Annotated in this window: 9 protein-coding genes; 5 read left to right on the forward strand and 4 right to left on the reverse strand. The window is 64.4% G+C overall.

The window, feature by feature from the left end; all coding sequences use genetic code 11:
* Positions 1-717 precede the first annotated feature (717 nt).
* From mnmA to flgK, 4 genes are all read right to left on the reverse strand, one after another.
* Positions 718-1,935 (reverse strand): tRNA 2-thiouridine(34) synthase MnmA, encoded by a 1,218-nt coding sequence (gene mnmA / locus Q0X62_RS15435; RefSeq protein WP_297737919.1) that lies wholly within the window; start codon positions 1,933-1,935, stop codon positions 718-720.
* Between the two features lie 90 nt (positions 1,936-2,025).
* Positions 2,026-2,244: a hypothetical protein gene (locus Q0X62_RS15440; protein WP_297737922.1), complete on the reverse strand. Its 219-nt coding sequence runs from the start codon at positions 2,242-2,244 to the stop codon at positions 2,026-2,028.
* An 84-nt stretch (positions 2,245-2,328) separates the two neighbouring features.
* Positions 2,329-3,243 (reverse strand): flagellin, encoded by a 915-nt coding sequence (locus tag Q0X62_RS15445; protein ID WP_297737924.1) that lies wholly within the window; start codon positions 3,241-3,243, stop codon positions 2,329-2,331.
* A gap of 14 nt (positions 3,244-3,257) precedes the next feature.
* A complete protein-coding gene (gene flgK, locus Q0X62_RS15450; RefSeq protein WP_297737928.1) occupies positions 3,258-5,399 on the reverse strand; it encodes a flagellar hook-associated protein FlgK in 2,142 nt (713 codons plus the stop codon).
* 529 nt (positions 5,400-5,928) lie between these two features.
* Here flgK and Q0X62_RS15455 point away from each other — a divergent pair.
* The 5 genes from Q0X62_RS15455 to fliF form a co-directional block, all read left to right on the forward strand.
* Positions 5,929-7,959, forward strand: a complete 2,031-nt coding sequence (locus Q0X62_RS15455; protein ID WP_297737931.1) for a flagellar hook-length control protein FliK — start codon at positions 5,929-5,931, stop codon at positions 7,957-7,959.
* A gap of 9 nt (positions 7,960-7,968) precedes the next feature.
* Positions 7,969-8,634, forward strand: a complete 666-nt coding sequence (locus Q0X62_RS15460; protein ID WP_297737933.1) for a flagellar hook capping FlgD N-terminal domain-containing protein — start codon at positions 7,969-7,971, stop codon at positions 8,632-8,634.
* 103 nt (positions 8,635-8,737) lie between these two features.
* On the forward strand, positions 8,738-10,123 hold the full coding sequence (locus Q0X62_RS15465; RefSeq protein WP_297737936.1) for a flagellar hook protein FlgE: 1,386 nt from the start codon (positions 8,738-8,740) through the stop codon (positions 10,121-10,123).
* Positions 10,124-10,363: 240 nt separating this feature from the next.
* Complete coding sequence (locus Q0X62_RS15470) at positions 10,364-10,636, forward strand: DUF1153 domain-containing protein (protein WP_297737939.1); 273 nt, start codon at positions 10,364-10,366, stop codon at positions 10,634-10,636.
* Positions 10,637-10,868: 232 nt separating this feature from the next.
* On the forward strand, positions 10,869-12,325 hold a 1,457-nt coding region (gene fliF, locus Q0X62_RS15475), incomplete at its 3' end, for a flagellar basal-body MS-ring/collar protein FliF (RefSeq protein WP_297737942.1).

The following is a 12,325-nucleotide window of genomic DNA, read 5'->3' on the forward strand; positions in this document are numbered from 1 at the left end:
CCCGGGCTGTCTCCACCCCGATTCCAATGCGCCAGGTAGATGGGGTCGGTCGTTTAGTGCCCCGCGACCTGATCGCACGCCCTGCCGGAGTGTCGGGCTGTCATCCCCGCACGCGGACAGGCTCCGCTCGCCTCCGGGCACAAGTGACTGAGCTCGCGCCTCCCGTCCCGAAAACCGAGGGCATTATCGCTTGCGGTGAAGGGGGGGGCGGATAAGTTTTGTGAAAATGCCCGCCCCACACACCGTCATCCCGGCGCAGGCCTGGACCCAGATCGCGACGCAAGCTGTTGCCAGGATTGGCGAAATCGAACCTGCGAAACTGGGTCCTGACTTTCGTCAGGATGACGGTTTGGGGGGAAGGCGTGTGGGATAAGTGCCTGGTTTTAAAATTCACCGTCATCCCCCGGCTTGTCCGGGGGACCACACCCATTCGCCAGACAACCGTGGCGAGGTCCCCCGGATGAGCGCTGCGCGCTCCCCGTGGGATGACGGAGTACAGGTGTTGATGGGAAAGACGCGCCTCGCGCGCAAACATCCATATACCGCTTGCCGGAGCGCTGTCGCGCTCGCTCAAGCATTGTCATCCCGGCCGAATGGCCTGCGAAGGCAGGCCGCAGAGCCGGGACCTATATGCTGATCCAGCTAGCTCACTGATCTCCGCCCGGCTCGGGGCCGGGCATGCGCCAGGGGTGACAAGCGGATGGGGGATATTCTCCCCTACCCGATCAACCTCACCCCGCTCGAGCCACCGCTCCCGCCACTCGTGCTGGTGATCCAGCCGCCACCCAGCACCCGGTCTTCATCGTCGGACGAGTAGAAGACGCAGGCCTGGCCGGGCGCGACGCCTTCCTCGCCCTTGGCGAGGACCACGCGGACATCCTCGCCGTCCACCGACAGGGCGGCGGGGACGGGCGGGCGGGTGGAGCGAACCTTGACGCGGATGGGGGCGCCATCGGCCATGGCATCCGAGCCGAGCCAGTTGATCTCCTTGAGGGCGATCGTGTCGACTTCCAGCGCTTCGCGCGGGCCGACAATGACCTGAGCCGCCTCGGCATCGATCCGCACGACATAGAGCGGATCACCAACAGCGATCTTGAGGCCGCGGCGCTGACCGACGGTATAGCGGATCACGCCGTCATGCCTTCCGAGAACGCGGCCATCGACATGCACGATCTCGCCCGGCTTGGAGGCACCGGGGCGGACCTTCTCGACAATGTCGACATAGCGGCCATTGGGCACGAAACAGATGTCCTGGCTGTCCGGCTTGTCAGCGACGATGAGGCCGAAGGCCTCGGCGAGTTCACGCGTCTGGTCCTTGTTGAGATGGCCCAGCGGAAAGCGCAGGAAGTCGAGCTGGTCATGCGTGGTCGCGAACAGGAAATAGGACTGGTCCTTGCCGGCATCGGCGGCGCGGCGCAGCTCCGCCCCGTTCTCGCCCGTGACACGCTGGATGTAATGCCCGGTCGCCATGCACACGGCGCCGAGCTGGCGGGCCGTGGTCAAAAGGTCGGCAAACTTGACGGTCTGGTTGCAGCGCACGCAGGGAATGGGCGTGAAACCGGCCAGATAAGTGTCGGCAAATTCCTCGATCACCGCTTCGCGGAAGCGGCTCTCATAATCGAGCACATAGTGGGGAAAGCCGCAGGCCTCGGCGACGCGCTTGGCGTCGTAAATATCCTGACCGGCGCAGCAGGCCCCCTTCTTGGCCATGGCCGCGCCATGGTCATAAAGTTGCAGCGTCACACCGACGACATCATAGCCGAGATGGTGCAGCAGGGCCGCGGTCACCGAACTGTCGACACCGCCGGACATGGCCACCACGACGCGATGGTCGCCGGGATTGCCGCCCAGTCCCAGCGGATCGCCGGACAGGCCCAAACGGGAAATGAGAGCATCGGCCTGCGCACGGGCGCGGCCGGTATCAAGGGTCGTCATCTTTCGCCTCCAGCGGGGTCAAGGCCCGCAGCAAACGGTTGTTGGAGGCGGCTCTATACGCCTAAATGCCCACAGACCCAAGAGGCGGCGCTATTCCCGCCAGAACGGCATGTATCCGTTAGCGGGGGAGATATTGCGGCTGAGCTGGCGGCCACCGAGGGCCAGGCCCAGCAAGGCAAAGACGGGTGCCAGCGCCAGCGCAGCCATGAGCGCCGCATCGATCTGCCAGGTCGCCAGCCAGACAATCCCGCCACCGATAAAGGCACCGAGCAGGGCAAGCGATAGCGCGAAAATCAAGCGGGTGAGCATGGCAGCCTCGTCAACAGTCAGGCCAGATTAGGCCGGATCCGTCGCGCGAACTAGCGGGACTGGGGTGCCTGAGCGTCCCCTCCCCTATCTCAGATAGGGCAGCAGCGAGACCTGGCTGAGCGAGGAGAAGGTCTTGGCCGAGACATCCAGCGCAGTCTGGGCCTGCTGGAAACGGGTGGCGGCTTCCGCCATGTCGACATCTTCCAGATCCGACAGCATTTTCTGGAGGAAGGTCTGGCGGTCGGCATGGGAGTTTTTCAGCGTTTCCACATTGGCTTGTGCGGCACCATTTTCGCCGATCTTGGTATACATGTTGTCGAGCGCCGTGATGACATTCTGAATCTCGCCATTGAGGAAGGTTTCCTGCGGCCCGGTCAGCGGCTGGGCGAAGGGCCCGTTGGCGCCGGCATTGAAATCGGCAATCCGCTTGAAGCTGTCAAAGACCTCGCCGCCGACATCGCTGGCCAGCATGCCGGTCTCCATGGTCAGATTCTGGTCGAGCTGGACCTGCGGGCGCCGGTCATTATTGACGAAGGCCTCGCTGGCCGTACCCATGGCGACCAGATCGTTGATGTCATTGGTCTGGACCGGCGGCACGTCGGTGCGGGTCCCGCCGAAGACATAGGTCCCGGCGTGCTGCATGTTGAGCGCGTTGGAGACCTTGTAGAAGGCCTCGCGCACCTGGAGCATGGTGTAGTCGCCGTCCTTCGAGGTCACGGCGAGACGCAGATCGGTGATAGCGTCCGCCATCTGGCCCATGGCGATGTCCTGGGTCTCGAGACGCGCCTCGGTGCGCACCGCCGCCTGTTCGAAGGCTTCGGCCCGTTGTAGCGCCGAGCGGGTCGCCGACAGGGTCTCGGCCTGATGCCCGACACCCTTGAGGTCGGTCGCAAGCTTGCCGGTGGTCAGCTGCTTTTGCGCGTCGAAGAGCGACTTCTGGGCCTTCATCAGGTCCAGCAGCGCATTCTGGTTCGCGGCGAAGGTGGAAACACGGGTCATGGCGCAAAAACCTCCTAGACGATGCCCATCAGGGTATCGGTCATTTCCTTGGCCGCCTGCAGCATGCGCGCGGCGGCATTATAGGACTGCTGGTACAGCGTCATCGCTGCCAATTCCTCGTCGAGGCTGACGCCTTCGACATCGGCCCGTTTCTGGGCCGCCGTGGCCTGCAGCGTCGCCGCCGAGGCGGCCTCGCTCTCGGCGCGGGCTGCACGCGAACCGACCGTGCCCGCGATACGGGCCGTGTAATCGCCCAAGCTGGCCGTCGAGGCCGCGAGCGAACCCGCCGCATTGAAGCTGCGCGGGGCCGAGAGGGCGGCCTGCAGGCCGGTGCCGCCGCGGTTATCACCGGCGGCCAGCACGAAATCGCCCACCACGGTGGCGGCATCAAGGTCCAGCTTGCCGAGCGCCAAGCGGGCGGAGTCGGCGCGGATGGCCGTGTCGACCGAGAAGGCCTCCGAACGGGCCGCCTTGGCTTCCAGCCCGACCCCGAAGAGTTTCGAGAAGGCCACGCCCGTCGTACCGCGCGAGGTGTCGTCGCCCGTCAGGGAGAGCTCATAGCCCTCATAACCGGCATTGGCCGTGTAGGAGAGCTTGCCATTGCCATCGAGGGAGAAGGTGACATAGCGCCCCATCCCGGTCGTGGTGTCATTGAGCGCAGTGACAATGTCATCGACGGTTTCACCCGTGACCATGGGGATGGTGTAGGTGCCAGCCGTCTTGCCCTCGATCGTGTCCATCCGGAATTCGAGCGAGGTTCCGGTGGCGAACTGGTGGACATCCGTGGCTGAGAGGCCCGTCTCGAAGAAGCCCGGTGAATCGGAGCGGACGAGGTCGTTCAGTCCGAAGAAGTGGGACAGGCCGCGACCACCGCGATCAGACGGCGTGGTCTCATCCTGCAGGAAAGCAACGCCGTTATTGGCCGCATTCGCCGAGACACTCAGCGTGCCATCGGTGAAGTTCGCCGAACCGACACCGGCCAGGGCGGTATTCAGTGCCGTGGCGAGATCACCGATCGTACCGCCAAAACCAACCGCCGCGCCGCCATCCACGGAATAGGTACCGGCATCGAAATCGACATCGACCCGGCGCACCAGAACGCCGGTATTGTCGGCCACGGCGAGCGTGGTCGCGCCGGTGAAGTTGTGGGCATCGGCAGCAGCAAGTCCGGTATTGCGACCGGTCAGGCTCTGCGGCGCTGGATAGGAGGCCGCGTCATTATGGGCAGCGTTCAGCGCATCAGCCGCTCCGGAGGCCATTTCGGCCAGCTCTTCCGCCACATCCGGGAGCGTCTTGTCGCGCAGGTCGAGCAAGGCGCGCAGCTCACCCGAGGCGATATGGCTGTCGAGCTCCTGCGGGTTCCCGCCATTGGGCGATTCCGCGTAGATCTTGCCGTATTCCACACCATAGGAACCCGTGCCGGCGACCTTGTAGGTCAGATTGGCCGGATAATTGTCGAGCAGAAGCACGCCGTCTGTCGTGCGAAGCACGACGCGTCCATCGCCCTGGAAATCGGCGCGAATATCCATGTATCCCGACATTTCGTCGAGCAGTTCGGAAATCCGGTTTTCAGCGCCCGATGAATCGCCGCCGCCAGCGGCCAGCGCCTGGACATTCGAGTTCAGCTCATAGATTTCGCGCAGGATTTCATTGGAACGCTGGAGTGTTGCGTTGATCTTGGCATCGGCCTCCTGGCGCTGGGCGCGAATTTCGCCGGACAGGCGCTGGGCTTCGGTGAAGAAGCTGTCCAGGTCCGCCGCCGCCGACAGGCGCGCGACCGACAGAGTCGGGTCGACACTGGCCTGCGACAGGCCGGTGAAGGCCGAGTTCAGGCGGGAAAAGATCGAGCCGCTATCGTCGAGATTGCCGAACTGGCTTTGCAATCGATCAAGCGTGCCGGCCCGGACCTCGGTCATGCCGGCTTCGGAGATCGAGCGCAGCGAAGTCAGCTGGAGATGGCGGTCGACAATGCGGACGATACCATTGACCTGCACGCCCATTGCGACGCCGCCGACATTGCGCGCTTCGAAACTGGCGATCGTCCGCGCATAGCCGGGCGTGTTGACATTGGCGACGTTGTTGGATGACGCGCGCAATCCGGCCTGGCTGGCCTGAAGCCCCGAGAGGGCGTTACCGAGAATACCACTCAACGACATGGCTGGCTCCCTGCGCAGTCGGCAAGAAGGTTGCGGTTGCGGCGATATCTGCCGTCAAAGCGGCAAGCATTGCCCAGCGGGGCGGTCAGCCCGAAGGGCGCCTCCACTGGGTTTGACTTGCCGTAACCGTTTGCCTTCATTTGCTTTTTCATGCGCTTTCCGAATTCCTGGCCCGACAGAGATGGCCGGGGCCTGTCTTAACCATCGCAAGCGCTGGGCCAATCGCTCGGCCACCGCGCGTGAGCCCGGCCGCGTCCTGCCAGAGAGGCTCGCGCGCGCCCGGGCTCACGCGCGGTAATACGGACAGGGTCGCCTCGCCGGCGCACCCGGCAGCCCGGGCCGGACAACCCGGCAAATTGCGCCCACCGGCGGGCAGACCTGACCGGCCTTTCCTGCCCACCCCGAGGTGTTACCGCGAAATTAATGCATAAATTCAGATTGTTAGATCAATTCCAGTCTGGCACACCGCTTGCGATCATGGCGATGAGACGAGGCGTGAAGTGCGCCTTGAGACACGCGAAGAGCGACAATGACTCTGGACCTGACCACGTCGAACCTGTTCTCCAATCCTGCGGGATCCGGCAGCGCCACTGCGCAGCCCGGATCCAGCGAGACCGGAACGAGTCAGGGGGTCGCATCGGTCGAGGCCGGCGCCTCACCCTTCGCGCTGATGGTCAATGCCAACCAGGCCCAGGGCGGCGCAGCACCTGCCGCTCGCCCGGCAGGCGCAACACCTGCGCAGGGCGCCGTGACACCCGGAACGTCCGCTGCCGCTCCGGCCGCGCCGGTCCGCGAAGCTGCCCTCACCTCCACATCACCGCTGGCCATGGACGCCACCGCGCCCGTCGTCATGCCCGGGGCGCCCAGCGGCGAAACCGAGCTCGGTGATGATCTGGTTATTCCCGTCACGCCCGTGGCACCGGTAGCCCCGGCTGCCACCAAGCCCGCCCGCCCGGTCCAGAACGTCCTCGACACGGCCGATCCGTCGACCAATTCCACTACTGGCAGCACAGTCATTGGCGACACACTGACAGCGGCAACAGGGACGCCGGCTAAACCAACTCTGGCTGAACCAACTCCGGCCGCAGGCGTCAACGCCGCGCCGGTGACGCCTGCGGCGTCCGATACCGGACCAGCCCAAGCATCAACGCCACAGCTGACACCTCAGCTCGCCACCGCCGATGGCACCGCGGCGCCCGTCAGCACGCCGGGCAATACCAAGACCGTCGCGGCCGACAAGCCCGCTTCCGAGATCATCCTGCCCAAGCCTGGAATGGCCGGTCAGCCCCAGGGGCAGCCCGTTGCCGCTCAACAGGCTCCCGCCGCCAATGGCCAGGCGACAATAGCCGAACCCGCAGGGGTCCAGCCCCCTGTGACCCAGACATCTGCGCCCCAGGCTCAAGGCGTCAGCACGCTGACGGCAGCGACCACCACGACCTCGCCTCAGGCGGTCACGGGCGACACCGTCGCCAATCCCCGGTCCGGCGCAGCCACCGCCACGCCAGCGGCGGCCAGCGCGGTCAATCTCGCTGCTCCGAAATCCGGCGAGCCTCGCCTCGACACAACCAAGACAGCGGCCGGAAAGGCGAATGCCAGCCCCGCAGCCTCCGTTACGGCCGCTGCCAGCAAGGGCGCTGCGCCGACGCCGCCCGCCCAGACAGGTCAGGCCCCGACCCCCACCACGGACGGGACGGCCGCCGAGCCGCTGCGTCAGCGCGGCCAGGCCGAGGCTGCCATCCAGACCGCCAGCAGCCTGGCAGCCCGCCCCAATGGACAGGGCGCCAACGCGTCGAATGGCCAGGCCGGAAACTCGGCACAGGCCAGCACAGGCTCGCCCGGTGGAACAATGTCGGCTGCTGGGACCCAAGCCGCCGGGACGCCAGCATCTGATCCAGCCGCCGCATTGGCGGCCGACAGGAATGCGCCAGTTCCGGCCGCCCAGAGCGGTGCGCCGATCACACCCCTCACCGGCGCCATGGGCGAAGGCCAGGCCCAGGCAGCGACCATGGCCGACAGCGCCCAGGCCGATGCGGCCTTGCAGGCGGAAACCGATTTCAACCTGTCACGCGCCGACGGCCGCCTGGCCGCCGACAAATCCGGCAGCCATTTGCCGCGCTTTACCCCGCACAGCGCCACCCAGCTGGCCGGTCAGATCACCAAACAGGTCTCGAACGGCAATCGTGTCTTTGATATCCGCCTCGACCCGGCCGAACTGGGCAAGGTCGATGTCCGCATCGAGTTGCGCGCCGACAATCGCGTCCATGCGGTCCTGACCGTCGAGCGCCCCGAAACGCTGAACGAGCTGCAACGTTCAGCCCGCGACCTCGAGCGCGCCCTGGCAGACGCGGGGCTTGAGCTTGGCGAGGACGGGCTGAGCTTCCAGATGAATGATGGCCAGAACCCGGCTGACGAGGACACTCGCAGCCAGGGCGAGGCCCTTCCGATTTTCACCCAGACCACCGAAATGGCGCAGCGCGCCGAGGATGAACTCGCATCCCGTCCGCGCTCTGCCTACGGCTTCCTGCTGTCAGGACGCTCCGGCGTCGATATGCAGGTCTAGGAGTAACGCATGGTAGACGCAGTATCCGGTCTCGGCGCCAGCAGTCCCGCCCTCGCGAATTCGCAGACGGGCCTCGCCGACAATTTCGAGATGTTCCTGACCCTGCTCACCGAGCAGATGAAGAACCAGGACCCGCTCAATCCGCTGGACTCGACCCAGTTCGTGAACCAGCTGGTCGATTTCTCGAGCGTCGAGCAGCAGATCGCCCAGAACCAGAATCTGGAAAATCTCCTGCTGCTCCAGTCGGCCGCGGCCCAGAGTTCCTCGGTCGGTTATATCGGCCGCGTTGCGACGGCGGTCACGCCCCAGGCCGAATTGGCCAATGGCGAGGCGAGCTGGGAATACACACTGCCGAGCGAGGCCACGACCTCCTCCATCATTATTCGCGATGCCGAAGACCGCATCGTGGCCCGTTCTGACGGCGAGACCACCGCCGGCACGCACGACTTCGCCTGGGATGGCCTGGGCGATGGCGGCAATGCACTGGAAGATGGCGTCTATACGCTGGAAGTCATCGCCCAGAACGCGGACGGCGACAATATCGACGTCAATATCCAGGCCGCTGCCCGTGTCACGGGCGTCGACCTGTCCGGTTCCGAAGTCATTGTGGAGATGGGCGGCATTCGTGTCCCGCTCTCCTCCGTGATGAGTATCAAGGAAGACAGCACAGTCTGATTGCCAGGCCGCCGGCCTGATCCGGACCGCCAGAAGGGCGATCCGGCCAACCTGACCAGCAGAAAGCTCCGTTAAAACAACCAAAACGCCAGGAGCATGCATAATGAGCATCAATTCAGCGCTTTTGGCCGGCGCATCCGGCCTGATCTCGAACTCGAACGCCCTCGCCTCGATTTCGGACAATATCGCCAACGTCAACACGGTCGGCTACAAGCGCGCCAACGCCGTCTTCACCCCGCTCTATGACAGTGACAGCTCCACCAAGGGCTATTCGGCAGCGGGCGTCCGGTCGGTCGCGCGCCTCTCCATCGGCGAGAGCGGCCTCCTGACCGCCGGCTCCTCACCGACGGACCTGGCCATCTCGGGTCGTGGCTTTTTCGTGGTTCGCGATGACGCCACCCCGAACTCCTCCGACCCGGTCTCCTTTACCCGCGCCGGCCGCTTTACGCCGGACACCACCGGCTATCTGCGCAATGATGCCGGCAAGTATCTCGCCGGCTGGCCGGTTGCGGCTGACGGGACTGTCCCGCAGAACCCGTCTGACCTCAACGCCCTGGAAACCATCAACCTGTCTTCCATTGGTGGTGCGGCCGAAGCCACGACGACGATGGGCATCAACGCCAATCTGCAGCAAAGTCAGGCCATCTCCGCTGACGAAGCGACCTACGACCCGACCGTTGCCGGGACCAACATGGCGTCCGGAGCGGTCACGCCCGATTTCCAGCGCTCCATCCCCTTCTATGACAGTGTCGGTGGTGTGCGTACCCTGACCATCTCCATGCTCAAGAGCTCGACGCCGAACCAGTGGCACGCCGAAGTGCACATGGTCCCGGCCGCCGACATCGCCACTGGCGCCAATCTGATCGATGGTCAAATGATGACGGGCACAGTGGCCTTCGACGCCCAGGGGCGCATTGACAGCGCCAATACGACGCTGCCGACCCAGCTCGACTTCCTGTCCTCCACCAACGTCGCCGCACTCGGTGCGAACGAATTCCAGTGGGCGGCCGCAACCGGCGTGGATGCACAATCGATCACCCTGGATTTCGGCGACCCCAACGCACCGGGCGGCTTCACACAGTATGACAGCCCGTCCGCCCTGCTCTCGACCAATGTGAACGGCTCGGCCTTCGGTAACTTCTCCAGCGTCGACGTCGATGATGACGGTTTCGTCTTCGCCAAGTTCACCAATGGCATCGTCCGCAAGATCTACCAGATCCCGGTCGCGACCTTCACCAATCCGGACGGTCTGGAAGCCCAGTCGGGCGGTACCTTCACGGTGACGCCGGAATCGGGTGCCTACACGCTCAACCCGCCGGGCCTGGGCTCCTCCGGCTCGATTGCCGCCTCGACCCTGGAAAGCTCCAATGTCGATCTGGCCAATGAGTTCACCAGCCTGATCACCACGCAGCGGGCCTATTCCGCTTCCTCGAAGATCATCACCACCGCTGATGAGATGCTCGACGAAGCCATCCGTATGAAGCGCTAACCATCACCCAACCGCTTCTGGACTATGGGCCTCGCCATTCGGCGGGGCCCATTTTTTTGGGCCGGGCCAGGCATTGGGTCCATCCCCGGTCGATAATATATGACCGCGCCATGACCCGGTTCCGAACATTTAGAGCCGGATTTTAGCGACACGGTTAAATGTAAATTTACCCAGTGGTTTAGGGCGATGTTAAAGGGCGGCGTGTAGGTTGATCCTACAAACAAGAAACGGGGATCGGACATGCAGCCGCGCCTTAAAAAAGAAAATTATGTCATTGGACCGGATGGTAGCCCGCTTACGATTGGCGATTTGCCCAATCCGAGCACCCAGCGTTGGGTGGTTCGGAGGAAGGCAGAAGTCGTCGCAGCAGTGCGGGGCGGTCTTCTCTCTCTCGAGGAAGCGTGCGAGCGCTACTCCCTGACCGTGGAGGAATTCCTCGGTTGGCAACGCTCGATCGATCGGCACGGCCTGGCCGGTCTTCGCACCACACGCATCCAGCAATACCGCTCGTAAGCTCCCCTTACTAGCGCACGATGGACGGCGACCGCGCCCCCTCGGTCGCCGTTCGCCTGTGTTTGCGAGTGATTTGATCGATTGCTGCGAAAAGATTGCGTGCCCTGATTGGTTAATCGGGCACCAGTCATCACGTATGCAAGCGTATTAAACCCTCGTTTACCGACCCGGTAGGAAAATTCTGCCCAGTGCTTCGCTGATGAGGCGCACGCAATGAGGCAGGGATTTCCACGTGAACGCGCTTTTCGAACAGTTCAGGGCATTTGGCGCCGGACGGCTGACCGCGATCTTCGGCCTGGCCGCAGGCGTGGCCGTCGCACTCGTGTATTTTTCCGGCGCGATGGGTGGTGCCAGCCAGTCCCTGCTCTATTCCGGGCTCGACCCGGCCGACGCCGCTGCCACCTCGCAGCTGCTCGACCAGGCAAACATCCCCTATGAAATCCGCGAAGGCGGCACAGCGATCTATGTCGATCGCGACCAGGTCGATGAAGCGCGCGTGCGCGTCGCCTCCAATGGTCCGCTGAGCGGCGCCTCGGTCGGTTATGAAATCTTCGACCGTCAGGACAGTTTCGGCCAAACCAGCTTTGTCCAGAACATCAATGCCAAGCGCGCCATGGAAGGCGAGCTGGCCCGCACGATCCAATCGCTGAATTATGTCAGCTCGGCCCGCGTCCATCTCAACCTGCCCGAACGCCGCCTTTTCGCCCGCGACCAGCAGTCTCCGACGGCTGCCGTCACCATCGCCACCAATGGCCGCCTGAACTCCGAGCAGGTCCGTGTGATCCGCAATATCGTCGCCTCCAGTGCCGGCATCGAGCCGACCGGGGTTTCGATTGCCGATGATCGCGGTCGCCAACTGGCCAGCGGCGGCGACGGCCAATCGTCCAGCTCCATCCTGATGGATGAGCGTCGCGGCGAAATCGAAGCGCAGATGCGCCAGAACATCCTCGACATTGTCGAGGGTGTCGTCGGCCCGGGCGCAGCCCGCGTCCAGGTCACCGCCGAACTCGACCGCCAGTCGATCACGCAGAGCTCGGAGACCTATGATCCGAATGGCCAGGTCGTGCGCTCGCGCGAGCGTGGCGAAGACCTGTCCAACGACCAGGACGGCGCCAACGAGAACCGTGTCTCGGCCTCCGAAAACCTGCCCGATGGCGGCGAAGGTGCCGAAGCCGACGGCCCGAGCAGCCGCTCCAGCCGCGAAAGCACCAGCGAGCGCGTCAATTACGAAATCTCCTCCACCACCCGGACCGAAGTGATCGAGGCCGGCGCCATTGATCGCCTGTCTGTCGCCGTGGTCGTTGATGGCGTGCTGGAAACGGCTGAAGACGGCACGATTACCTGGCGCGAGCGTCCGCAAGCGGAAATCGATCGCATCGAGGCTCTGGTTCAAGCCGCCATGGGTTATGTGAACGACCCTGAGGGCCGCCAGGACATGCTGACGGTCAGCCAGATCGAATTCGCCCGCACCGATCCGCTGCTGGGCACGGCCGCCACCAGCGGCATGTCCCTGTCCAAGAATGATCTGATGCGGGCCGCCGAGATCGGCGTGATGTTCATCACCGCCCTGCTCATCATCTTCCTGGTCGCCCGGCCCCTGGTCAAAGGCGCGAGCGGCGTCGCCATGCCGCAAGGCCTGGCCCTGGCCGGTGCCGGCGCCGATGGTGCTGTCAGCGGCGCGCCGGCTCC

Origin of the sequence: uncultured Maricaulis sp., from assembly GCF_947259345.1 — a bacterium.
GTDB lineage: Bacteria > Pseudomonadota > Alphaproteobacteria > Caulobacterales > Maricaulaceae > Maricaulis.

Coding starts and splice junctions, on each gene's coding strand:
- mnmA (WP_297737919.1), bottom strand. CDS start 1,935: ATGACGACCCTTGATACCGGCCGCGCCCGTGCGCAGGCCGATGCTCTC.
- Q0X62_RS15440 (WP_297737922.1), bottom strand. CDS start 2,244: ATGCTCACCCGCTTGATTTTCGCGCTATCGCTTGCCCTGCTCGGTGCC.
- Q0X62_RS15445 (WP_297737924.1), bottom strand. CDS start 3,243: ATGACCCGTGTTTCCACCTTCGCCGCGAACCAGAATGCGCTGCTGGAC.
- flgK (WP_297737928.1), bottom strand. CDS start 5,399: ATGTCGTTGAGTGGTATTCTCGGTAACGCCCTCTCGGGGCTTCAGGCC.
- Q0X62_RS15455 (WP_297737931.1), top strand. CDS start 5,929: ATGACTCTGGACCTGACCACGTCGAACCTGTTCTCCAATCCTGCGGGA.
- Q0X62_RS15460 (WP_297737933.1), top strand. CDS start 7,969: ATGGTAGACGCAGTATCCGGTCTCGGCGCCAGCAGTCCCGCCCTCGCG.
- Q0X62_RS15465 (WP_297737936.1), top strand. CDS start 8,738: ATGAGCATCAATTCAGCGCTTTTGGCCGGCGCATCCGGCCTGATCTCG.
- Q0X62_RS15470 (WP_297737939.1), top strand. CDS start 10,364: ATGCAGCCGCGCCTTAAAAAAGAAAATTATGTCATTGGACCGGATGGT.